21 protein-coding genes are annotated in these 23161 nt (G+C 67.4%); 12 read left to right on the forward strand and 9 right to left on the reverse strand.

Annotated features, from left to right (window positions below; translation table 11 throughout):
• Positions 1 to 2 precede the first annotated feature (2 nt).
• From ABD301_RS18815 to ABD301_RS18825, 3 genes are read left to right on the forward strand one after another with little or no spacing between them, the layout of a single operon-like run.
• Complete coding sequence (locus tag ABD301_RS18815; RefSeq protein WP_344311553.1) at positions 3 to 1400, forward strand: family 2B encapsulin nanocompartment shell protein; 1398 nt, start codon at positions 3 to 5, stop codon at positions 1398 to 1400.
• Positions 1397 to 2437 carry a family 2 encapsulin nanocompartment cargo protein polyprenyl transferase gene (locus ABD301_RS18820; protein ID WP_344311554.1) on the forward strand — a complete coding sequence of 347 codons (1041 nt, stop codon included), beginning with the start codon at positions 1397 to 1399 and terminating at the stop codon, positions 2435 to 2437. The genes ABD301_RS18815 and ABD301_RS18820 overlap by 4 nt, the downstream gene beginning before the upstream one ends.
• Before the next feature lie 33 nt (positions 2438 to 2470).
• Positions 2471 to 3454: a 4-hydroxy-3-methylbut-2-enyl diphosphate reductase gene (locus tag ABD301_RS18825; RefSeq protein WP_344311555.1), complete on the forward strand. Its 984-nt coding sequence runs from the start codon at positions 2471 to 2473 to the stop codon at positions 3452 to 3454.
• Here ABD301_RS18825 and ABD301_RS18830 read toward each other — a convergent pair.
• From ABD301_RS18830 to ABD301_RS18840, 3 genes are all read right to left on the reverse strand, one after another.
• Positions 3438 to 4445 carry a sugar phosphate isomerase/epimerase family protein gene (locus ABD301_RS18830; protein WP_163569372.1) on the reverse strand — a complete coding sequence of 336 codons (1008 nt, stop codon included), beginning with the start codon at positions 4443 to 4445 and terminating at the stop codon, positions 3438 to 3440. The two genes, ABD301_RS18825 and ABD301_RS18830, sit on opposite strands and share 17 nt — an antisense overlap.
• A 23-nt stretch (positions 4446 to 4468) precedes the next feature.
• The gene (locus ABD301_RS18835) at positions 4469 to 5653 is read right to left on the reverse strand and encodes a Gfo/Idh/MocA family protein (protein WP_344311556.1); all 1185 of its coding nucleotides are present in this window, start codon (positions 5651 to 5653) and stop codon (positions 4469 to 4471) included.
• A gap of 127 nt (positions 5654 to 5780) precedes the next feature.
• Positions 5781 to 7646: a glycoside hydrolase family 127 protein gene (locus tag ABD301_RS18840; RefSeq protein WP_163569373.1), complete on the reverse strand. Its 1866-nt coding sequence runs from the start codon at positions 7644 to 7646 to the stop codon at positions 5781 to 5783.
• A 71-nt stretch (positions 7647 to 7717) separates the two neighbouring features.
• On the opposite strand from ABD301_RS18840, the gene ABD301_RS18845 reads away from it, so the two are divergent.
• Positions 7718 to 8761 (forward strand): LacI family DNA-binding transcriptional regulator, encoded by a 1044-nt coding sequence (locus ABD301_RS18845; RefSeq protein WP_344311557.1) that lies wholly within the window; start codon positions 7718 to 7720, stop codon positions 8759 to 8761.
• On the opposite strand, the gene ABD301_RS18850 is transcribed toward ABD301_RS18845, so the two are convergent.
• Positions 8735 to 9619: an SAM-dependent methyltransferase gene (locus ABD301_RS18850; RefSeq protein ID WP_344311559.1), complete on the reverse strand. Its 885-nt coding sequence runs from the start codon at positions 9617 to 9619 to the stop codon at positions 8735 to 8737. The genes ABD301_RS18845 and ABD301_RS18850 overlap by 27 nt on opposite strands.
• Positions 9620 to 9852: 233 nt before the next feature.
• Between ABD301_RS18850 and ABD301_RS18855 the strand changes: the two genes are divergently transcribed.
• The 7 genes from ABD301_RS18855 to ABD301_RS18885 all read left to right on the forward strand — a co-directional run bounded on the left by ABD301_RS18855 (position 9853) and on the right by ABD301_RS18885 (position 15199).
• Positions 9853 to 10722 (forward strand): helix-turn-helix domain-containing protein, encoded by an 870-nt coding sequence (locus ABD301_RS18855; protein WP_344311560.1) that lies wholly within the window; start codon positions 9853 to 9855, stop codon positions 10720 to 10722.
• 229 nt (positions 10723 to 10951) lie between these two features.
• The gene (locus tag ABD301_RS18860; RefSeq protein ID WP_163569374.1) at positions 10952 to 11191 is read left to right on the forward strand and encodes a DUF397 domain-containing protein; all 240 of its coding nucleotides are present in this window, start codon (positions 10952 to 10954) and stop codon (positions 11189 to 11191) included.
• A gap of 496 nt (positions 11192 to 11687) precedes the next feature.
• Entirely contained in the window at positions 11688 to 11990 is a 303-nt protein-coding gene (locus ABD301_RS18865) for a hypothetical protein (protein ID WP_163569375.1), read from the forward strand.
• Positions 11991 to 12098: 108 nt separating this feature from the next.
• Positions 12099 to 12443, forward strand: coding sequence for a YciI family protein (locus tag ABD301_RS18870; RefSeq protein WP_163569376.1), 345 nt, complete (start codon positions 12099 to 12101; stop codon positions 12441 to 12443).
• The gene (locus tag ABD301_RS18875; protein WP_344311561.1) at positions 12440 to 13681 is read left to right on the forward strand and encodes an RNA polymerase sigma factor; all 1242 of its coding nucleotides are present in this window, start codon (positions 12440 to 12442) and stop codon (positions 13679 to 13681) included. The genes ABD301_RS18870 and ABD301_RS18875 overlap by 4 nt, the downstream gene beginning before the upstream one ends.
• Complete coding sequence (locus ABD301_RS18880) at positions 13678 to 13989, forward strand: hypothetical protein (protein WP_344311562.1); 312 nt, start codon at positions 13678 to 13680, stop codon at positions 13987 to 13989. The genes ABD301_RS18875 and ABD301_RS18880 overlap by 4 nt, the downstream gene beginning before the upstream one ends.
• 79 nt (positions 13990 to 14068) lie before the next feature.
• The gene (locus ABD301_RS18885) at positions 14069 to 15199 is read left to right on the forward strand and encodes a hypothetical protein (RefSeq protein ID WP_344311563.1); all 1131 of its coding nucleotides are present in this window, start codon (positions 14069 to 14071) and stop codon (positions 15197 to 15199) included.
• Here ABD301_RS18885 and ABD301_RS18890 read toward each other — a convergent pair.
• Positions 15174 to 18002 (reverse strand): AfsR/SARP family transcriptional regulator, encoded by a 2829-nt coding sequence (locus ABD301_RS18890; protein WP_344311564.1) that lies wholly within the window; start codon positions 18000 to 18002, stop codon positions 15174 to 15176. The genes ABD301_RS18885 and ABD301_RS18890 overlap by 26 nt on opposite strands.
• 100 nt (positions 18003 to 18102) lie before the next feature.
• Here ABD301_RS18890 and ABD301_RS18895 point away from each other — a divergent pair, with 100 nt between their 5' ends.
• Complete coding sequence (locus tag ABD301_RS18895) at positions 18103 to 19338, forward strand: hypothetical protein (protein WP_344311565.1); 1236 nt, start codon at positions 18103 to 18105, stop codon at positions 19336 to 19338.
• Positions 19339 to 19375: 37 nt separating this feature from the next.
• Here the strand turns inward: ABD301_RS18895 and ABD301_RS18900 are convergent, their stop codons facing one another.
• The 4 genes from ABD301_RS18900 to ABD301_RS18915 all read right to left on the reverse strand — a co-directional run bounded on the left by ABD301_RS18900 (position 19376) and on the right by ABD301_RS18915 (position 23150).
• Entirely contained in the window at positions 19376 to 20629 is a 1254-nt protein-coding gene (locus ABD301_RS18900) for an aminotransferase family protein (protein ID WP_279581013.1), read from the reverse strand.
• 61 nt (positions 20630 to 20690) lie between these two features.
• Complete coding sequence (gene dmpI / locus ABD301_RS18905; protein WP_163569384.1) at positions 20691 to 20873, reverse strand: 4-oxalocrotonate tautomerase DmpI; 183 nt, start codon at positions 20871 to 20873, stop codon at positions 20691 to 20693.
• A 91-nt stretch (positions 20874 to 20964) separates the two neighbouring features.
• Positions 20965 to 21846: a LysR family transcriptional regulator gene (locus ABD301_RS18910; protein ID WP_163569385.1), complete on the reverse strand. Its 882-nt coding sequence runs from the start codon at positions 21844 to 21846 to the stop codon at positions 20965 to 20967.
• Positions 21847 to 21974: 128 nt separating this feature from the next.
• On the reverse strand, positions 21975 to 23150 hold the full coding sequence (locus tag ABD301_RS18915; protein ID WP_344311567.1) for a cytochrome P450: 1176 nt from the start codon (positions 23148 to 23150) through the stop codon (positions 21975 to 21977).
• Positions 23151 to 23161: the final 11 nt, after the last annotated feature.

Below are 23161 nucleotides of genomic sequence, written 5' to 3' on the forward strand. Positions count from 1 at the left end.
CCGTGTCGGTTTCCGAGTCCGACCTTGAGGTGGACGAAAAACCCAGACTCAGCCTCGGTACGGCTGGCGCCCGGGCCCTGTCCACGACCACCAAGTCCGTTCCGCAGATGCAGGGCATCACCCCGCGGTGGCTGCTGAAGAAGCTGCCGTGGGTGCAGGTCTCCGGCGGTGCGTACCGCGTCAACCGACGGCTCACCTACACCGTCGGCGACGGCCGGGTGACCTTTGTGAGCACCGGCGACCAGGTCCGCGTGATTCCGCAGGAACTGCGCGAATTGCCGCTGCTGCGTGATTTCACCGATGACGGCGTGCTCGGCGCACTGGCCAGCCGGTTCGAACAGCGCGCGTACGCGGCCGGTGACATCATCGCCGAGGCCGGCCAGCCGGCCGACCGGGTTTACCTGATCGCGTACGGCAAAGTCAGCAAGCTCGGGACCGGCCAGTACGGTGACGAGATGCTGCTGGGCGGGCTCGCCGACGGCGACTACTTCGGCGACCAGGCCCTCGCCGGCCCGGCGATCTGGGAGTTCACCGTGAAAGCGGTGACACCGTGCATCCTGCTGGAGCTGCCTTTCCAGTCCTTCCAACAGATGAACGGCCAGTCCGAACCACTGCGGGCGCACATCCAGGACGTGCTGTCCCAACCGCGACCGGCCCAGAATCCCCGCGGCGAGGCGGAGATCTCGCTCAGCTCTGGGCATTCCGGCGAGCCGGACCTGTCCGGCACGTTCGTGGACTACGAAACCTCGCCTCGGGAATACGAGCTGGCGGTCGCGCAGACCGTGCTGCGCATCCACACCCGGGTCGCCGATCTCTACAACCAGCCGATGAACCAGGTCGACCAGCAGCTGCGGCTGACTGTTGAGGCACTGCGGGAAAGGCAAGAATACGACCTCATCAACAACCGCGATTTCGGCCTGCTCTACAACGCGGATCTCAGCCAGCGCATCCAAACCCGCAATGGTCCACCGACCCCGGACGATCTCGACGATCTGGTGTCCCGGCGGCGCAAGACGCGGTTCTTCCTGGCTCATCCACGAACCATCGCCGCCTTCGGCCGGGAATGCACCAGTCGCGGCCTTTACCCCGACCCGGTGGAAGTGGATGGCCGGATGATGATGGCTTGGCGGGGTGTGCCGATCTTCCCGTGCGACAAGATTCCGATCACCGAACAAAACACCAGCTCGATTCTGGCGATGCGGACCGGCGAGGAGAGCCAGGGCGTGATCGGGCTGCACCACGCCGGCCTGCCGGACGAGCGCGAGCCCGGGTTGAACGTACGTTTCATGGATATCAGCGAGAAAGCCATCCTCTCGTACCTGGTCAGCGCGTACTATTCGGTTGCCGTGCTGGTCCCGGATGCCTTGGGGGTCCTCGAAAACGTCGAGTTGGGCCGATGACGATCGTCGAGGTCACGGCGGCCGGGCGGTCCGCGCACGAGATGCTGGACGCCGCCCGGCACACCGTCGAGCCGACCCTGCGGGCGGCGGTGGGGACGCTGCCCGCGTCGATGGCCCGAATGGCCGGCTATCACTTCGGGTGGTGGGACGAATACGGCACCGCGGTCCGGGCCGGTGGCGGGAAAGCGTTGCGGCCCGCACTCGTACTGGCCGCCGCCAAAACCGTCGGCTGCACCGGCCCGGACGCGGTGCCAGCGGCCGCCGCGGTGGAACTCGTCCATAACTTCTCGCTGGTTCACGACGACGTCATCGACGGCGACGAGACGCGTCGGCACCGAGAGACGGTGTGGAAGGTTTTCGGTGCCAGCCCAGCGATCCTCGCCGGTGACGCGCTGCTGATGCTGGCCCTGGACGTGTTGGCCCACTGCGAGCATCCGGCTACCCCGCAGGCGATGCGGACACTCGGCGCGACCGTCATGGAGCTGTTGGACGGGCAGAGTGCCGATCTCGCGTTCGAGTCACTGTCCAATGTGGACCTCAGCGAATGCCTGACGATGGCGGAGCTGAAAACCGGGGCGCTGCTCGGTTCTGCCTGTGCCCTCGGCGGTCTTTACGGCGGGGCAACGGCACCACAGCTCGGTCACCTCACCGCTTTCGGGCGGCAGTTGGGCCTGGCTTTCCAGCACGTCGACGACCTGCTCGGCATCTGGGGAGATCCGACGGTCACCGGCAAACCGGTCTTCTCGGATCTGCGCAACCGCAAGAAAAGCCTGCCGGTGGTCGCGGCGCTGACCTCCGGCACCCCGGCCGGCGACGAACTTTCCCAGCTCTACCACCGGGAGCGGCCACTGACCGAGGCCGAGCTGAACCGAGCCGCGCAGCTCGTGGACCTGGCCGGTGGCCGGGACTGGAGTCAGGACCAGGCGGACGACCTGCTCGTCCGAGCCCTGCACGACTTACACGCGTGTGCCGCCCAAAACCGGGCGGACGCGGACCTGACCGCGCTCGCCCAGCTGGTTGTCCAACGCGATCGCTGAAGAATATCGCTGAAATCCGGAAGAGGAGGGCCCATGCCCACGCTCGTCGACGTGGAAAGCCCGGCCTGGCAGGCCGTCGCTGGGCCGCGGACCGTGCTGCTGGCCGCACCGCGGTCCTTCTGCGCCGGCGTCGAGCGGGCCATCGAGATCGTGGAATGCGCGCTGGCGCAACGAAAAGGCCCGGTCTACGTGCGCAAGCAAATCGTCCACAACGCGCACGTGGTGGCCGATCTGCGGGAGCGCGGCGCGATCTTCGTCGACGAGCTCGACGCCGTACCAGACGGCGCCACGGTCGTCTTTTCCGCCCATGGCGTGTCCCCGGCCGTACGCGCCGAGGCCGAGCGGCGGGCCATGACAGTGATTGACGCGACCTGCCCGTTGGTCACCAAGGTGCACGCGGAGGCTCGCCGGTTCGCCGCCCGCGGCGACACCGTGGTCCTCATTGGACACGCCGGCCACGAGGAAGTCGAGGGCACCGTTGGCGAGGCACCGGACCGTACCGTACTGGTGCCCGAGGTGTCCGATGTGGACAGTCTGGAGGTCGAGGACCCGAGCCGCGTGTCGTATCTGACCCAGACCACCTTGGCGGTGGACGAAACCACCGAAGTGGTGGAGGCGCTGAAAAAACGGTTCCCGCAGCTGCGTGGCCCCGCCTCCGACGACATCTGTTATGCCACCACGAACAGGCAGGAAGCGCTGAAAGCGATCGCCGACGAGGCCGACCTGGTGCTGGTGGTGGGCTCGCTGAACTCCTCCAACTCACGCCGGCTGGTGGAGCTCTCGCTGCGCCGTGGCACCCGTGCCCACCTCATCGACGACGTGGGCGGCCTCAGCCCGGACTGGCTCGCCGGCGTACGGGTGGTCGGCCTGACCGCCGGCGCCTCGGCTCCCCATCACCTCGTCGACCAGGTCATCGACACTTTGTCAGCACTCGGCCCGACCACCGTCGAGGAACGCGAGACCACTCGCGAAACCGTCCACTTTGGACTCCCTCGCGGGGTCAGTCGCCCGAGCTGAAAGCACTGTCGAAGGAGGTCGCGGACGGCTCGATCTTGGTGAGTCTACGGACGAAAGCCAGTGCGTCCGGCGCACCCGCCAGCCGGTCCATGCCGGCGTCCTCCCACTCCACGCTGATCGGGCCGGTATAGCCGATCGAGTTGAGCATCCGGAAAACTGGCTCCCATGGCACGTCTCCATGCCCGGTGGACACGAAATCCCAGCCGCGCCGCGGATCGCCCCACGGCAGGTGCGAACCCAGCCGACCGTTGCGGCCATTCAACTGCTTGACCGACTCCTTGCAGTCCACATGGTAGATGCGATCCTTGAAATCCCACAGAAAACCGACCGGATCCAGGTCCTGCCAGACGAAATGACTGGGGTCGAAGTTCAGCCCGAAGGCTGGCCGGTGCCCGATCGCCTCCAACGTCCGTACGGTGGTCCAGTAGTCGTACGCGATTTCGCTGGGATGCACCTCGTGCGCGAATTTCACGCCGACCTCGTCGAAAACGTCCAGGATCGGATTCCACCGGTCCGCGAAGTCCTGGTATCCGCGCTCGATCATCTCCGGCGGCACCGGCGGGAACATCGCCACGGTGTGCCAGATCGACGAGCCGGTGAAGCCGATCACCGTGTCCACGCCGAACTTCGCGGCGGCCCGAGCGGTGTCCTTGATCTCGGCGGCGGCGCGCTGCCGCACGCCTTCGGGATCACCGTCGCCCCACAGCCGGGCCGGCAGGATGTTCTGGTGCCGCTCGTCGATCGGATGGTCGCACACCGCCTGCCCGATCAGATGGCAGGAGATCGCCCACACCTTCAGGCCGTGCTCCTGGAGCACGGCCTTTTTTCTTTCCACGTACGAATCGTCGGCGAGAGCCTGATCCACCTCGAAATGGTCACCCCAGGTGGCGATTTCCAGGCCGTCATAACCCCACTGCGCGGCGAGCCGGCAGATCTCGGCGAACGGCAGGTCGGCGAACTGCCCGGTGAACAGGGTGACGGGGCGCGGCATGAGCTCTCCTGTCGATGATTTTCTTACGTCAGCGGAATATCGACCCACAGCGATCGGCTCTCGGCACTGTCCTGGACCGCGGCGAGCACCCGCTGGATGCCCAGACCGTCCTCAAAGGACGGTGCCGGATCCGTACCGCTTTCCACCGCCAGCAGGAAATCCCGGATCTCGTGGGTGAAGGTGTGCTCGTAGCCGAGGCCGTGACCGGGCGGCCACCAGGCACCGATGTACGGGTGGTCCGGCTCGGTCACCAGGATCCGCCGGAAACCGGCCTCGGCGGCCGGCTCGGTGCCGTCATAGAAATGCAGCTCGTTCATGAACTCGAAGTCGAAGGCGAGACTGCCGGTCGACCCGTTCACCTCGATCCGCATCGCGTTCTTGCGTCCGGTCGCGAACCTGGTCGCCTCGAAACTCGCCAGCCCCCCGCCATCGAGCCGTCCGAAGAAAAGCGCCGCGTCATCCACCGTGACCGCACCCTTTTCGGTGCTACCGGTGCCAGACAGGCCAGTCGCCGCACTCGGCAACGGCCGCTCCTTCACGAAAGTCTCGGTGAGCGCGGAAACCCCGGTGAGCCGCTGCCCGGTGACGAACTGGGTCAAGTCGATGATGTGCGCGCCAATGTCGCCCAGCGCCCCGGACCCGGCCGATTCCTTCCGCAGCCGCCACACCAGCGGGAACTCCGGATCCACGATCCAGTCCTGCAGATACTGCGCCCGTACGTGCGCGATCCGGCCCAGTCGACCGGCCGCGATCATGTCCCGCGCCAACGCCAGCGCCGGCGTCCGCCGATAGTTGAACCCCACCATCGCCCGAACCCCACGCTCACGCGCGGCCCGAGCGGCGGCGACCATCTCCTCGGCCTCTTGAACGGTGTTCGCAAGTGGCTTCTCACACAACACGTGTTTCCCGGCCGCCAGCGCCGCGATCGCGATCTCCGCGTGAGTGTCCCCTGGCGTACAGATGTCCACGATGTCGACATCATCGCGGCCAAGGACCTCGCGCCAGTCCGTGCCCGCCTGCGCCCACCCCAGCTTGCCGGCCGCCGCCTCCGCCGCGTCCCGGGTCCGCCCGTACAACACCTTCATCTCGGGCACCACCGGAACGTCAAACGCCCGATGCACGGTGCGCCACGCCTGCGAATGCGCGGCCCCCATGAACGCATACCCGACCATCGCGACCCCGAGCGTCTTCTTCCCCGCCAAGCTCACTTGTCCTCTTCTGGTCGTCTTTCGCTGCGTTATAGCGGATTCCCGCTCTCATCGTTTCGCGCTGTACCGATCATGTCAAGGATTCCGCAGGGTCCGCGTCCAAAGTCCGCAACGCCCCGCACTTGCGTCACGTCACCGGAATCCAGACTCGCATGGCGCCCAGTTCCCTGTTGCCCCAAGCGAAATACGGCACCGCCAGGAGCGAGACCCGCTCCCCCAGCTGCGACCGCACCCCGTAGGGCCAGCCCGAAAAATCACCGCGCTCGCGCACCCATCCCGCGGCGGCGACCGTCACCACACCACCCAACACATCCGGCTGCCACTGCGTTTTCGTTGCCACATCGAGAACAACGTCGTCAAGTCGGACGCCTGGAGGCTGATCGACGGCTTCCAGGCAATAGACGATCGGCCCGCGTTCCAGCGCCGCGCATCCACGTACCGCATCCACCCGGGAGTCAGCCACCGTCGTACGCACCAAAAGCTGGAAATCAACGACCACGACATCGCCGGCGGTCCAGCCACGCGTGACCCGCAAATACCCGTCTACCGGCTCGATATCGAGAGGGACCCCGTTGACCACAATGGACGCTCGACGGCACCAGTGTGGCATCCGCAGGCTCAATGTCCACGGATCGTCGCTGGTGTGGGAAACCTCCACCGAAACCGTGCCCTCCCAGGGATAGCGCGTACGCACTCGCACCTGGGCAGGCCCTCCGCCGTACGAGCCGGTTGCGTACTGGTGGAGTTGCAGTCCGGACTGGTCCGAGGTGGCCGCGTAGTGGTCCACCGTGGACAGCAGCCGCATGATGTTCGGCGGGCAGCAGGCGCACTTGAACCACGGCTGACGGCCGGTGACCGGATGGTCATCCCGGACCTGCAGCGGGTTGACGTAGAAATAGCGTTTCCCATCCAGCGAAACACTGCCGGCGAATCCGTTGTAAAGAGTTCGCTCGATCAGGTCGCCGTAGCGAGATCGACCGGTCAGCAGCAGAAGTCGCCAACTCCACTGGATCGATGCGATGGCCGCGCAGGTCTCGCAGTAGGCCCGCTCCGGCGGCAGCTCATACGGATCGCCGAAGGACTCGTCGTCGTGGTGGGCGCCGACGCCGCCGGTGAGGTACGTACGGGTGGCGACCATATCCTCCCATTGCCGCTCCATCGCCTGCCCGAGCTCGCCGTCGCCAGTCTCGATGGCGATGTCGGTGACACCGGCATTGAGATAGAGCTGGCGTACGGCGTGGCCGGCCACGGTTTTGGCCGTACGCACCGGTTCATGGTCCTGGTAGTAGCTGGCCGGGAAGGACCTGTCGCCGATCAGCCCGTGCCCACGCCGGTCCACCAGGATCCTGGCCAGGTCGAGATATCGAGTCGTGCCGGTCTGCCGGTAGAGCTCAACCAGCGCGGTCTCGATTTCCGAGTGGCCGTCGATGCCTTCGCGGCCGTCCGGACCGAAAACCGTGTCGAGATGGTCGGCCAGCCGGCAGGCCACCGCCAGCAGTGCCATTCCGCCGCTGGATCGCGCGTCGGCCACCGCGGCCTGGATCAGGTGCCCCGCGCAATAAAGCTCGTGTCCGAAGTCGAGTTCGGCGAACCGCGCCTGCGGCTTGAAGACCTGGTAGTACGAGTTCAGGTATCCGTCTGGTTGCTGGGCTTGGGTGATCAGCTGGACGAGATGGCCAGCGTGCGTCTCAAGGCTGGGCCCGAACTCCCAGGCCGCCGCTTCCAGCCATTTGTGCACATCTGAGTCCTGGAACGGATATTTTCCGCGGTACGCCCCAGTCGTTCGGCCAGCGGCGAGCCGCAGGTTGGCCAGGTTGCCGGCCTGCTCCAGCTGGCGCAGCCCCGCCGGGATACCGACCTCGCGATTGGCGCGCTTTCGCCGCGACCAGAACCCCCCGAGGATCCGGGCCTCGGTCATCGGCCGTAACGTGGCACGGGCCGCCGGGCCGAGCAGCACCGGCCCTGTGCTGACAAAAAGATCGCTATCCGACATAAGCTCCCCTGTCGGGCGGTAAACTGGCGCGGCAAAGGTTTTCCGCAACGAACCTAGCAGGGAACGGACAGATGGCTGAGCGGCGGCAGCAGGCCACCATCACCGAAGTGGCCGCCAAGGCGGGCGTTTCGGTGGGAACCGCCTCGAAAGCGGTGAACGGGCGTGGCCAGTTGCGGCCAGAGACCCGGGCCCGGGTGCTCGCCGCGGCGGCCGAACTCGGTTTCGAACCCAATGCACTGGCCCGCGGCCTGTTGTCCGGTCGCAGCTACACGGTGGGGCTGCTGACCAACGACAGTTTTGGCCGTTTCAGCATGCCGGTGATGCTGGGCGCCGAGGAGGCGCTCGGAGCCGGCCAGATGTCGGTTTTCCTGTGCGACAGCCGAGGCGACGCCGAACGCGAGCGGCACTACATCCGTACGCTGCAAGCCCGCCGAGTGGACGGCATCGTGGTCACTGGCCGGCGGATCGAGCCGCGACCGCCGATCGACACCGTGGTGCCGGTCGTCTATGCGATGGCGCCTTCCACCGACCCGCGGGACGTGTCGGTGACCTCCGACGAGGCCGGCGGCGCGCGGCTTGCCGTCCAGCACCTGATCGACTCCGGCCGGCGCCGGATCGGGCACGTCACCGGACCGGCCGGCCACCTCGCCGCGCGGCTGCGGGCGAGCGCCATTCAGGAGGCGCTTTCGGCCGCTGGACTGCCATCGGGACCCGATCTTGTCCACTTCGGACAGTGGACCGAGGAGCACGGCCGGCGGGCCGCCGAGCGGCTGGCCGGTACCCATCCGGACCTGGACGCCATCTGCTGCGGCAGCGACCAGATCGCCCGCGGGGTGACCGACCACCTGCGCGAATCCGGCCGTCAGGTGCCGGCCGACGTGGCGGTCTGCGGCTTCGACAACTGGGACGTGATGGTGTTCGCCAGCCGGCCGCCACTGACCAGCGTGGACCGCAACCTGCACGCGGTGGGACGCAGAGCCGCGCAGTGCCTACTGGAGACGATCGCCGGCCAGCCGATCACCGGTCCGCGGCAGCTCCCGTGCACCCTGGTCGTACGAGAGTCGTCCCTGCAGCCGCTGCCAGATGTCCTAGGTCTTGCGGCCGACCGCTCCTAACAGGACTCGATCCACGTCGGTGGCTGGCTCCAGGCCCGGTCCTTCCGGCCACCACTGGCTCAGGTAGGTCAGGCCCGGTTCGACCAGCTTCAGCCCACCCAGCAGCGACATGATCTCTTCCCGGTCCCGGAACCGCAGCCGGGTGAAGAACGACCGCGCGGCCGTCTCGATCTGCCCCGCCCGCACTCCTTCGAGGCTGCTGTCGTGCGGGTTGTACGGGTGCGTGACGATCACGTACGACCCCACCGGCAGCGCCGCGACGTACGTCTCCATCACGTGGCGAGCCACCGCGAGGTCCGAGATTCCCTGCAGGGTGAGGCACTGCAGCATGACAATCGGCCGGTCGAAGTCCAGGTTTCGGCTCACCACCGGGTCCGCCAACACCTTCTCCGCCATCGACAGATCGGCCTGGATGAAGTGGGTCCGGTCGTTCTCCTCGAGCAGCGCCCGCCCGTGGGCGACCACCACCGCGTCACGGTCGATGTAGACGACGCTCGCCTCCGGGTTCACCTCCTGGACCACCTCATGGACGTTCTCGGTGGTGGGCAACCCGGAACCGCAGTCCAGGAACTGGTCCATGCCGACATCGCGGGCGAGCCAGCGGCACGCCCGAAGCAGCCACTTTCGGTTCGCCATAGCGGCCTCGGCGATCTGCGGCGCGATCGCCGACACCCGGTGGAAGACCTGCCGGTCGATCTCGAAGTTGTCCTTGCCACCGAGGGCGTAGTCGTACACCCGGGCGTCGCTCGGGCGACTGGCGGCAGCGACCGGGGCGGCATGGTCGATGTCGTCCGGCTGCCGGATCCCTGACATGTCGGTGGCCTCGCTCACGGTTGGCTCGGCGACGACGCTGAGCACCTAGAGTAGGGGATCGGGCAGCAGACGCCCAGTGCGACCCGCAAATATCCCGGTCAGGGAGTTCTGTCAGTTTCCGCATTCCTATCCAGCCGGTCAAAGACGTGCAACGAGGGGCACTGAGCGTGTACCTTGCGTGACCAACGAGGCTTCCAGGACTAGGATCAGACTCCGCCAGGTCCCTGGCGAGTCCGCAACTAACGTTGGTGTCGATTGGCTCGGGGAGGTTCGAGGCAGTGGCGATCGCTGAGTCCTCTGATGGCGGTTCCACCGCCCAGCGGATGATGCTCGGCAGTCAGCTGCGCAAACTCCGCGAGAGCAAGAACATCTCCCGCGGCGACGCCGGCAAGAAGATCCGCGGCTCCGAGTCCAAGATCAGCCGGATGGAACTCGGCCGGGTCAGCCTCAAAGAGATCGACGTCGAGGACCTGCTGACCCTCTACGACATCACCGACGAGAACGAGCGCGACGACGTTCTTCAGATGGTCCGCGACTCCAACCAGCCAGGCTGGTGGATCCGGTTCGGCGAGCTGGTGCCGAAGTGGTTTCACAACTATGTCGGCCTGGAAGAGTCCGCGTCCCGGATCCAGACCTTCGAGCTGCAGTTCGTCCCGGGTCTGCTGCAGACCGAGTCGTACGCCAAGGCCGTCATCGCTCGGGGCATCCCGGACTCCCCGCAGGAGGAGATCAACCGCCGGGTGACCGTACGGATGCAACGCCAGCGACTGCTGTCGCGGCCTCGCTCGCCCCGACTCTGGGCCGTCATCGACGAATCCGCGCTCTACCACCTGGTCGGCAACGAAGCGGTCATGCACGAGCAGCTGGAATACCTGCTCGAGGTGAGCCAGTCACCGACGATCGCCGTCCAGATCGTCCCGTTCAAGCGGGCCACCACCGGCGCCGAGGTGCCGTTCTCGCTGCTCCGGTTCGCCGAGCGCGAGCTACAGGACGTCGTCTACATCGAGTATCCGACCGGCGCGCTCTATCTGGACAAGCCCGCCGAGGTCGAGCTCTATGTCAAGGTCACCCACCGGCTCACGGCCGAGGCCGCCACGCCGGAGGAAAGCCGCGAAATTATCCAGGAAGCGCTCAAGAAGCACTACTGACCGTTTCCGGTCACAAGACTGCCCCACCATCGGTGTATCCGCCCCGATCGGGTTTCTAGCACCGTTTTTCCAGGTCACCTGCCCTCTGTCCCGGCAAGCTCCTCACTCAGAGTAGCTGCACGTGCATTGGCGCGTGCATTGACACGGGCGCCGTGCAAATGCACACTCAGATGCACGTGCAAATGCACGCTGTGTGGCATACACTCCTAAAGGCAAGGGGGGACCAGCAGTGAAAGAGATCAGCAACGGTGTTCCGGCCCAGGATCTGGGTGCGGTTGCTTGGCGCAAGAGCAAGTTCAGTGGCGCGCAGGGCAACTGCCTTGAGGTCGCGGGTCTGGACAGTGGACAGATCGCGGTTCGCAACTCGCGGGACCCGCACGGTCCGGCGCTCGTCTACACCGTGGACGAGATCGCCGCGTTCCTTGCCGGCGCCAAAGAGGGCGAATTCGACTACCTGCTCAACCGCTAGGCGTTCAGCACCACCAAAACCAGATATTTGCCCAGTCACGGATGCCAACGACTGACACGGAGGCAGGGATGACGAGACAGGAGTCTTCGAGACTCCGGCCGTACGGCCCCATGGCGGTGTCGTGCGGTTCCTCGTCCAGCCTGCGGTCGTGGGGGGCTCCGGGCCCAGCTGGGTTTCGGACCGGTCTTTCCGGTCCGAAACCCAGTTCAGGCACCGAAATCCGGGACGATAGCTCCACCGATCTTGACCTGCTCCATCAGTTTCGTCGCACGACCCGCCAACGACTGTCGGGCCGCCGGGCGAGACCAACCGCCGCCGCGCCGGATCAGCGCGGCGGTTCGCACAGGCCCGGGGCCGATCCGCAGCTGATCATTCGAATCCTGCGGATCGGCCCTGCTCCATTCCGTGTTGCCCGGGATGGATCGGTGCCTCGGGGAGACGGGCTTCAACCGCAGGTAATGGGTTCGATCGATGCGATGACGGGAGCGCTGCCGGCATGAGCCTGAACATTGACTGCCCGCACGACGTATGGCAACCGTGGCGGATTGACGCGGTCGCGATCGTCGAAGGCCACGCCGATTTGCTGGGCGGGGTTTGCCAGCTGTGCGGCCAAACCCTGGTGTGCGTGGATGCCGGCAACGCGCCCCAGCGCTGGCACCCGGTGTCGCTGGTGGTGGCTCGTACGCGCCGCTACAACACCAATCCGAGCCGGGCCGACTCGGACAGCCGCTCGGTGCGCCGGGACGGTGCCATCTACGCCGAGGCAGTCGCCGCCGAAATGGCCGTCAGCTCGCTCTGAGAAGCCCTGTGGCTGGCGTCACAGTATGGTGGTGTCGGTCTCGGAGACGGCCGTTCGTGACTCCTGTGAACGGCCCGACCGGGCCCGCAGACGCCAGGAGCCATCGCCATGGAATATCTGATCCTGATCTATTCAGCCGAGCTGACCGCCGACGCCCAGGCGGCGGCCATCACCGCCGCTGGCCTGACGGACTATGAGGTCTACTCCAACGATCTGGTGGAAGCGGGCGTGATGCGGGGCGGCAAACGTCTGCAGGGCACGTCCACCGCGACCACGGTTTCGGTACGTGACGGGGAAACCCTGATCACCGACGGCCCGTACGCCGAAGCCCGGGAACAGCTCGGCGGCTTCTACGTGGTGGAATGCGCCGACCTTGACGAAGCGCTGAAATGGGCCAGCCGCTGCCCCGGCGCCGGGCACGGGACCATTGAGGTTCGTCCAGCCTACGGATGACAGATCTCGCCCAGGTTTTCCGAGACCATCACGGCCGCGTGCTGGCCCGGCTGATCAGCGTCCTCGGCGATTTCGACCTCGCCGAGGACTCGCTCAGCGACGCGTACGCGACGGCCGCCGCCAAGTGGCCCGCGAACGGTGTTCCCGCCAGCCCGGGCGGGTGGCTGGTGACCACCGCCCGCCGCCGCGCCATCGACCGGATCCGGCGGGATCGTACGTACGGCGAGAAAGTCCGGTTGCTGGCGGCTACCCCGGTGACCCCGGCCGGTGCCGACGACGAGCCGGTCCCCGATGACCGGCTGCTGCTTTTCTTCGCCTGTTGCCATCCGGCGTTGGCCCGGACGGCTCAGGTGGCACTGACCCTGCGCTGCCTCGGCGGCCTTTCCACCGCCGAGGTGGCCCGGTTGTTCCTGGTCCCGGAGGCCACGGTCAGCCAGCGGATCGTGAGGGCAAAAGCCAAAATCCGGGACGCCGGCATCCCCTACCGGCTGCCGGCGGCAGAGGACCTGCCGGCCCGGCTGCCGGCCGTGCAAGCAGTCATCTACCTGCTTTTCACCGAAGGACACACCGCGACCACCGGTGACCGCCTGATCCGCGCTGAGCTGTGCGCCGAGGCGATCCGGCTGGCCAGGATCCTGCACCACCTGCTGCCCGCCGAGCCGGAAGTGCCCGCGCTGCTGGCGTTGTTGCTGCTCACCGATGCCCGGCGAGCGGCCCGTACGGACCGGGATGGCCGGCTGGTGACCTTGCCCGAACAGGACCGCGATCTCTGGGACCGGGCGCAGGTCGCTGAGGGCCGGGAACTGTTGGTCGGGGCGCTGCGCTCCGGGGCGGCCGGGCCGTACGGCCTGCAGGCGGCAATCGCCGCCGTACATGCCGACGCGCCGGCCGCGGAGGCGACCGACTGGAAGCAGATTTCCGGGCTTTACCAGCTGCTCGCGACGGCCACCGCCTCCCCGATGGTGCACCTCAACCACGCGATCGCGGTCGGCATGGCCGATGGACCGGCGGTGGGCCTGCGGCTGCTGGCGGATCTGGACGCAGCCGGCCGGTTGCCGCACAGCCACCTGACCGCGGTTGCCCGAGCCGATTTCCTGTCCAAAGTGGACCGCGCGGCCGAAGCGGCCGTCGCGTACGAAGAAGCTATTGCACAGGCCGAAAACACGGTCGAGCGCGACTTTCTGATCGATCGCCGGGATGCTCTCCTGCGATCCGCACCTGAGGGGAAAAATCCATGACCGCTGACGAGGTTTTCGATGACATCGTGGACGACCTGGCCGGCCGCGGGGTGAGCGCCGGCAAGATGTTCGGCGCCCGCGCCATCATGCTGGACGGCAAGGCCATCTGCTGTCTCAAGCGCGCCGAGTTCGGGGTCAAACTCGGCGCCGGCAGCGCGGCTCACGAGAAGGCGCTGGCGCTGCCCGAAGCGGTGCTTTTCGACCCGGCCGGCAAGGGCCGCCCGTTCAAGGACTGGGTCGCGCTGCCGGCCTCGCAGTCCGAGCACTGGCCCACTCTCGCCCAGGCGGCCGTCCAGGCCGCTCACTGAGTATCCAGAGAACATCCAGAATCCGGCGCCATCATGAGGCCGCGAGCAGTCCAGCTCGCGGACCGACATGGGGGTGTCCATGGGAAACAGAACTTCGTGGCGGATAGCCGCGGCGGCCGGCGCGGCCGCGATCGTGTGTGTAGTGGGAAGTACGCCGGTGCAGGCGAGCGTCCCACTGAGGTATTCGACCAGTTTCACCGCCAGTGGGTGGTTCAAACAGAACTGCCCTCCTCGCGGCAGCCAGGACTTCGCCGGCGGCAATCTGGAGGCCATCGGGGTCCAAACGTCAGCGGATATCGGCAGCTGGCAGTACGCCTATCCCGCCGGCAACACGTGGTCCGGGCCATCACCAGTCGGCATTCTGCCGCCCTCTGACCCGCCGGCGTCACCGCAGCTGATCATCACTGCGAGCTGCGCGAGCCACTTGGTGGTCTACCGCGGCCAGGCCAGCGGTGGGCTTTTCTTCCTGAGCGGCTATTCCGTCACCCCGACTTTGGTGACGTCCACCAAAACCGTTGGGTCCCCCGCATTCGTGGAAAGCGACTACGGCGACGGCGGCGGCGCGCGCCTGGAAGTGGTGGCACCGCTGGCCACCGGCGGCCTGAGCCACTGGAGCACCAGCGCGGGCAGCCCGGGCAGTCCGTGGACCTTCGACGAACATTTCGCCGGCGAGGAGAAATACGACGCGGTCGCGATGATCGAGAGCAGCTGGGGACATCTCGAGGTGATCGCCAGGACCACCGGCGGCAACCTGCACGAGTGGTACGAGCAAGCCGGGGTCTGGTACGACGACGGGCTCATGGTCGCGGACGGTTCCACCATCAGCGACATCAGCGGGCCGCCCGGGCTCATCCAGAGCACCTACGGGGCGACCAGCATCGATCCGAAAACCATCGGCAATTTCGAGCTGGTCACCCCATTGGCCAGCGGCGGGGTAGCCGAATGGTGGCGGGACAACAACACTGCCGGCTTTCCCTGGCATATCAACCGGATCGCCGACCAGGGTGCTTGGAAGAGCCTTAATCCACCGGTATTTGTGCCGCATCACTACACCAACGCGGCCATTATCGAGGATAACCGGGGCTTCGCCGGCGGCATTTATTACGTCGTAGGCCAGACAACCGGCGAGGTCAATGGTTGGTCAGACGTGACCCTCACTCCGTTGCCGAACACCAAGCCGGGATTCAGCGGACTGTGGCCCGGCTACTGAGGGCGTCCAGGTGATCGCGGAGGTCGGCGGCCAACGGGGAGTTGAGGCTCTCGGCGATAACCAGGGCCTGCCGCCAGTGGTCCGCCGCCTCCGCGAACCGATCCGTGACGCGGTAAATGCGCGCGAGGCAGTCCAGGATGACCGCCTCGCCGTACCGGTCGCCGGCCGCCCGGCAGGTGACCAGCCCCTGGCGCGCGTACGTGAAAGCGAGATCGAAGCTCCGCAACGAAAGGTACGCCCGCGCGAGGTTGTCCAGCGCGACGCCTTCCAGCTGCCGGTCACCGGCCGCACGGCACATCCGCAACGCCTGCTCCTCGCACCGCACGCTTTCCTCGAAACGACCGGCATCGCGGTAAATCTGGCCGAGGTTGTTCAGCGCGATCGCCTCGCCCACACTGTCGCCACCCTGCCGGCTGATCTCGACCGCCTGCTGATGACAGTCGACGCTTTCGGCCAGCCGGCCGACATGCCTATAGGTATTCCCAAGATTGGTGAGGACACCGGCCTCACCGCTGCGAAAACCCGCCGCCCGCATCAAAACCCGCGCGGCGAGATAGTGCTCGATCGCCTCGTCGTAGCGGCGCAGGTCCTTTTTCGCCACCCCGAGCCCGACCAGGATCCGGGCCTGCGCGAGCTGGTCGCCGACCTCGCGCGTACAGGACAGCGCGATCTCGTGGCTGGCGATCCAGTCCGCCCACAGCCCGCGAGCCTCGAAGAAACCCCACAGATAACGGGAAATCCGCCACGCCTGGTCCGGAAAACCGTGCTCGGCGGCGGCCCGCACCATCGGCACCAGGTTCGGGCGCTCGGAGTCCAGCCACCTGAGCGCGTCGACCCGGTCAGCGAGCGGTCGTACGACCGTGCCCGGCGGCGGCTCGGCGGCCCGGTCCCGCCGAGCCGGGCGGATCAGCTCCTCGGCGTTGTTGGTGCTGTGAACGTAAAAACCGAACAGCCGCAACCGTGCGGCTCGCTGGTCTTGGACACTTTCCTCGGCCTGACACCGGCGGGCGGCGAAAATCCCGAGCAGGTCGTGCAGCCGGTAGCGGCCCGGCTCCGGTTCGTCCACCAAATGCGCCTCGAGAATGTCCTGCAGCGCGCGATCGACGGCACTCACGTCCGTACCGGCGAGTGCGGCCATCGCGTGAATGCCCAGTCCCAGCCCGGGAAACAGCCCGAGCAGCCGGAACAACCGCTGACCGGCGGCGTCGAGCGACCGGTACGACAACGAAAACGTGGCGGCCACACTCAGATCGTCGGCCCGCAGCTCGGAAAGCCGGCTCTTCTCGTCGTCGAGCCGAGCCAGCAGGTGGGCCGCGGTCCACCCCTCGCGATGTCGCATCCGGGCTGCCGCGATCTGCACGGCCAACGGCAAGCAGCCGCACATCCGTACTACCGCCTCGGTGGCGGCCGGCTCGGCGCCGGCCCGGTCCGCGCCCACGATCGCCGCGAAAAGCGCGACCGCGTCACGGCCTGGCAACACATCAAGGGTGAGAAACTCGTCCGCCTCCAGCCCCACCAGCCGGCGGCGCGCGGTGATCAGCACGAACGACCCGGCCGCGCCCGGTAGCAGCGGTCGGACCTGGCCGGCGTCGGCCGCGTTGTCCAGCACCAAAACCGCGCGCCGGCGGGCCACCTCGGCGCGCCACAGCCCGGCCCGGTCGTCAAGATCGGCCGGAATGCGCTCGCCCGGAATGTCCAGCGCTCGCAACAGTTTGTCGAGTGCGGCGGTCGGGCTCATCGGCCGTGTGCCGGCGGTGTGAGCATGCAAATCCAGGTAAAGCTGGGCGTCCGGGAACCGGCCGGCGAGCCGCTGGGCGAGGTGGACGGCCAGGCTGGTCTTGCCCACTCCGCCCATCCCGTCGATCGCGCACACCGCCGATGCATCCGGAGGTGGCTCGGCGGCCAGCCGCAGGATCGTCTCGACCTCGGGGTCCCGGCCGATGAAATTCCTGGTGTCGCGCGGAAGAGTGCGTTGGACCCGGGTCGCGGTGGCGGCCGCGACCAGCGCCGGTACGGGCCGGGACAGCGTCGGGTCGCCGGCCAGGATCCGCTGCCGCAACTCGGTCAGCATCGGCCCGGGATCCAACCCGAGCTCGTCCGCGGAAATGGCCCGGGCCTGGTCGTACGCGGCGAGCGCGGCGGCCTGTCGGCCGTCCCGATAGCGCGCCAGCATCAGCTGCGCCCACGGCCGCTCGCGCAGCGGATGGTCCCGGGTGAGGGTTTCCATCTCCCCGGTCGCCTCGGCGTGCCGGCCCTGCGCCAGCAGAATGTCGATGCGGTCCTCGACCATCGCGAGGCGCAGCTCGCTGAGCCGGTCACGTTGCGCCGCGGCGAACGGTCCAGCCACATCCCCGAGCACCACGCCGTCGAAAAGGTCCAGCGCCGCCTGGAAAGTCGTGTTGGCGTCGGCGTACGCGCCGTCCTGCCAGAAGCGCCGGCCATCCTCCCGGAGCCGCTCGAATTCGGCCACATCCACTTGACCGGCAGGCACATTCAACCGATAACCGGAGCCGTACGACTGCAGGACGGTGCCAGGCGAGCGGCGGGTTCTGCCTGGTTCCAACACCCGGCGCAGGCCTGCCACATAGGTGTGGACGCCACCTTTGGGGCCGCCAGGGAGATCCTCGCCCCACACTGCGTCGATCAGCTGGGTGGTAAAAACGACCTGATTGAACCGTAGCGCCAGCACCGCGAAAAGTGCGCGCTGCCTCGGCGGCCCGAGGGCAATGTCCTTGCCGTTGACCAAGGCCCGCGGTGGTCCCAGCAGCCGGACCGACAGGGTGTCCGCTGCCCTATCGGTCATCGTCACCCGCCTTTTCGGTCCTGGCGTCCAGAGGCCGTCCAGAGCATCGTGACAGATTTCGCCGCTGGAGAACCACCGCTTATAAAGAGGACGGGAGATCATGACGCGACTACCAGGAAACCCAAGACGGCGATGGCGCGTACGCGCACTGTTGGCGGGGACGTGTGCGGCGGTGCTGGGCACGCTGTGCCTTATCGCGGGCGTTGGGGCGCCACAGGCCTCGGCGAGCCAGCCGGAGGTCCATTCCGCTTTCTTCATCGACTCCAACGGCGCGGTGGCCAGCTTCGGCCAGGCCGCCGACCACAGCTGGAACACCGCAACGGAGATCACCGCCACGAATGTGGCGCCACCGGGCGGCGGGATCACCGCCGTCCGCAGTGCAAGCGGCACGGCGGTCGCCTACTTCGTCGGGAACAACGGCTCGATCTACCGGGTTTGCTCGCTCCTGTCGGGGCAGGCGACGCCGATCACGAATCCCGGCACCGCGGTCGCCGGCGGCCCGATCGCGGCGGTGCTCGCCGACGGGCAAATCCGGTTGATGACCGCCGCCAGTGACGTGAGTACGCCACGGATGGTGCTGGCTCCGGGAGATGGCAACGATCCCTGCAAGGTCGAGGCGACTACCTCATCCGCATCGATGGCCCTCCCGGCAACCCCACCCGTGACCCTGCCCGCCCCCAACCTCCCGGCGAAGGCAACGATCACTGCCGTTGGACTGTCAAATGGGGACTTCGGCGTCTTCTACGTCGATTCAAACCACGCGGTGCACGCTTCCTGGACCCACCCCAATGGCAGCGGAGCGACGGACCTCGTCCTCACCGGCGACGGAACTCCCGCACCCGGCGGTGGTATCACGGTCACCCCGAACGCGAACGCCGACCCGACCCCCGGGTCACTGTCCCTGTTCTATACCGGCAAGGACGGCCGCGTTTTCCTCGCCCGGCCGGCTCCTTTCGGTCCCCTCATCGCTGAACCCAACCCGCAACCGTGGACGACGAGAACGCCGAGCGGGGCACCGCTGGCTGCCGCCGTCTCCCCCACCGGCAGCGCGGTGTCCTATGTGGCGATCGACGGTAAGGTCACCGCGCTGCCGGTCGACGCGACTGGAGCGTGGGACACCGTGACCGGTGCGGTCGCCGCGACCAACGCGGGTGCGAGCCCACCCGGCTCCGGTATCGGTCTCGTACCCAACGGTGACTGGGAAGAGGGGATCTGTGGGCCCGTCACGAATCGGCCGGGCCACCTCCCGATCCACCCGCCTGGCGGTCCCGGCACCATCGTGCCGGTCAGCACGGTCATCATGGTCGTGACGACCACGATCTACACCGCGGTCTGACCGGACATTCGTGAGGCGTACGGCGGTGTCGTACGCCTCACGAAAGGCTGTCGAGAGCGCCGTCGAAAGCCTGCCGAATGATCGTGAAATGGTCCTCGGTGGCGGTCAGTGGCGGCGAGACCGCGAGCGAAGTGTTGAGCGTACGCAGCAAAACCCCGCCTTCGTTACGTGCGTGCGTGGCGACCGCCGCGATCGCCGCCGGGTTCGCGGCCAACGCGTCCGGGTGCAGCTCGACGGCGGCCAGCAGGCCGGTGCCGCCCCGCACCTCAGCCACCGCCGGATGCTCGGCGAGCGACCGCAAAGCGTCGTGCAGCGGCCCTTCCAGCTCCTCGCCGCGCGGGATGAGATTGTCATTCTCCAGCACGTCAAGGTTGGCCAGCGCCGCCGCGCAACAGGTCGGGTGGCCGGCATAAGTGGCACCATGCCGCAAAACCCGGCCGCCCTCGTCCCAGAACGGCGCCGCCACCTCGGCGGAGGAAATCACCCCACCGAGCGGCAAATAGCCACTCGTCACGCCTTTCGCGAACGTGATCAGGTCGGGCACCACCCCGAAACGCTCGATGCCGAACCAGCGACCGAGTCGTCCGTACCCGCAGATCACCTCGTCCGCGACGAAAAGCACCCCGTATTCCTTGGCGATCTGGGCGGTCTGCTCCAGATATCCGGGCGCCGGCGGGATAACACCACCGGCACCGATCACCGGTTCGGCGAAGAAGGCGGCCACTTTCTCCGGCCCGATCCGCTCGATTTCCTTGCGCAGCGCGGCCGGATCGTCATGCGCCACTCGCTCGGACTCTCGTACGTACTCACCAAAGCCGTCCCGGTTCGCGGCGATGCCGGCAAGGCCGGTCCCGATGCCGTGGGTGCCGTGGTACGAGTTCGTCCGGCTGATCATGTGGGTACGCTCCGGCTGCCCCTTGGCGTGCCAGTAGCGGCGGGCGATCTTCGCGGCGGTGTCAATGGAATCGCCGCCGCCGGAGGTGAGGAACACCTTCGCGGCCGGCATCGGCGCGTACGACGCGACCCGGGCCGCGAGGTCCCGGGCCGGCGCGTTGGTCATGTTCCCGAAGATGCCGTACGCCTCGAGTTTGCCCAACTGCGCGACGATCGCGGCGGCGATCTCCGGCCGGCCGTGGCCGATGTTGGAATACCAGAGCGAGGCGGTGGCATCGAGGTAGCGCCGGCCCGCAGTGTCGTAAACCCACACGTCCTCGCCGCGTTCCAGCACGAACTCGGCGCCGCGCACGGCGTGCATGTCGGCGAACGGATGCCACAGGCTGGTGTCGGTCACAGCGGTCCTCCCGGGTGTAGAGCCTCACTCTCGCACCCGGGAGATTCCACCGCCCAACCGCCTACTTGTCGGCGGTCAGCTTGCCGGCGCGGCCCCAGCTGTCCGTGGGCACCTCGTGGAACCACACGTCCACGGCTTCGGCCGGGACCTGGTACGCGTCAACGAAAGCGTCGGTGATGCGCTTGATCAGGTCCCGCTTCTGCTCGACCGTCTTGGGGCCTTGCTGAATAGTGACGACAGGCACGATGTTTCTCCTTGTTTTCGGCCAGTTCCTGACCTCTGCATTCCAGCGCGAAAACCAGCCGGGACCAAGAAGCAAGGCACGCTCGCAGCGATCACCGATCGAGATCGCCCACCGTCGCGCAGGCCGTCAACAGCCGGTCGAGATGGCGGGTCGGTGCCTGCCCACGGACCACCAGCGCGGTCATCAATGCCAGGCCCGGGGCCGCGAGCGGCCGGAAAGCCACCAGGTCAGCCCGCAGTTGCCGGGCGTGCGAGGCATAAACGACGGTCCACAGTGGCGTACCAGCGCCGATCATCGCCAGTGTGTCCGACAAGGACCCGGCGGGTTTTCCTGGTACGGGTTCAAAACCAGCCGAGTGACACGCTTGCACCACCAGGTCGACCAAGGCCGGATGGTTGCGCCGGGCGGTCAACCGCAGCGGGAGGCCCGCGAGGTCGGCCAGCGCGACCTCGTCGGCGGCCGCCAGCGGATGGGTCGCCGGGATCGCCACCAGCAGTTGGTCCCGCCACACCGGGATCGCCCGCAGCTGTGGATTTTCGCTCGTACCACGGACAAACGCGGCATCCAACTCGCCGCTCACGACCTGCTCCAGCCGCTGCGCGGTCGGCGCCGAGACGAGCTCGACCCGGACGCCGGCGAGCGCCGCCAGGACGTGATCGAGGTGCGCGCCAAGGCCGGTGCTGGTCCCCAACCGCAGAATCGTCGCCTCGGCGGACGCGAAGCCGGCCACCGCCAGCCGGGCCCGCTCCACGGCGGCCAACACCGCCAACGCCTCCGGCAGGAAGTGCTCACCGGCGGCCGTCAGTCGTACGTGCCGAGGCGACCGATCGAACAGGTCCACCGCGAGCTCCCGCTCCAGCCTTCGCAGCTGCTGGCTGACCGCCGACTGGACGATGTGCAGCCGCTCGGCGGCCCGACCGAAGTGCCGTTCCTCGGCCACCATCACGAAATACCGCAATTGACGCAGCTCCACGACCCCGATCCTGCCGTATAGGTTTGCCAGAGGTCATCGTCGAGGTGCGCGACGAGCGGGTTCACCGCGACGGCGTCCACGGCCGAGGGCGGCTGATCCCCCTGGTGTTGCTGGAGCGGTCCGGCGTTTTACCAGGCCACCGGCAGTGAGCTGACGCCGTACACGAACGAGTAGGCGCGCAACGGGACCTCATCGATCGGCACCGCGAGCCGCAGTCCCGGGAAGCGCCGGAACAGCGCGGGAAAGGCCGTACGCATCTCCATCCGGGCCAACGGAGCGCCCAGGCAGTGGTGCACGCCGTGCCCGAACGCCACGTGCCGGGCGGCCTTGCGGGTGATGTCGAAGGTGTCCATGTCCTCGCCGAGTGCCGCGTCGCGATTGGCCGACGGCAGGGACACCACGACGATGTCGCCGGCGGCGAGGCGCTGGCCGCTCAGAGTGGTGTCCGTCGTGACACCGCGCGGAATGCCGGAGTGCACGATCGTCAAGTAGCGCAGCAGCTCTTCGATCGCAGGCTCGACCGCGTCATCGCGATCGCGTACGAGCGCCAGCTGGTCCGGGTTCTGCAGCAGCAGCAAAGTGCCGAGGCCGAGCATGTTCGCGGTCGTCTCATGGCCGGCGATCAGCAGCAGGTCGCCGATGCCGGCGAGCTCCTTGTCGGTGACGTCGTCACCGTGCTCTCGTACGAGCATGCCGAGCAGGTCGTCGCCTGGATTCAGTCGCTGGCGGCGGACGAACTCCGCCATGTAAGCGCGCGCTGCGGTGATCGCGGCGACCCGCTCCTCCATGGGCAGCGACATGTCCAGCCGCGCGTTGCTGTGCCGCTGGAACTCGACTCGGTCCTCGTACGGGACGCCGAGCAGCTCGCTGATCACCAGCGACGGCACCGGCAAAGCGAAGGCCGACACCAGGTCGGCCGGCGCACCCGTACGCTCCATCGCGTCCAGATGGTCAGTGACGATCTCGGTCACCCGCGGCTCCAGTCGCTGCATCCGCCGCATGGTGAACTCGGCTGTCAGGAGCCGGCGCAGCCGGGTGTGCTCCGGCGGGTCGTACGCAAGCAGCATGCCGTCCGACTCTGTCTGCAGGCCGGGTCCGGGCATCGGACGGTTGGCGTTGCTGAACCGGGTCGCGTCGCCGAGGACCTCGCGTACGTCCTCATAGCGGGTGACCAGCCAGGCCTGCGTCCCCCACGGCATCGTTATCCGGGTCACCGGCTGCTCACGGCGGAACTCGGCCAGGATCGCGTCCGGATCAAAACGGTCACGACGCATGTGAACGGGCATGAGCGGAGTCTGGGTCATCGGAAGGTCCC

Origin of the sequence: Fodinicola feengrottensis (genome assembly GCF_039530045.1) — a bacterium.
In the GTDB taxonomy this organism is placed as follows: domain Bacteria; phylum Actinomycetota; class Actinomycetes; order Mycobacteriales; family HKI-0501; genus Fodinicola; species Fodinicola feengrottensis.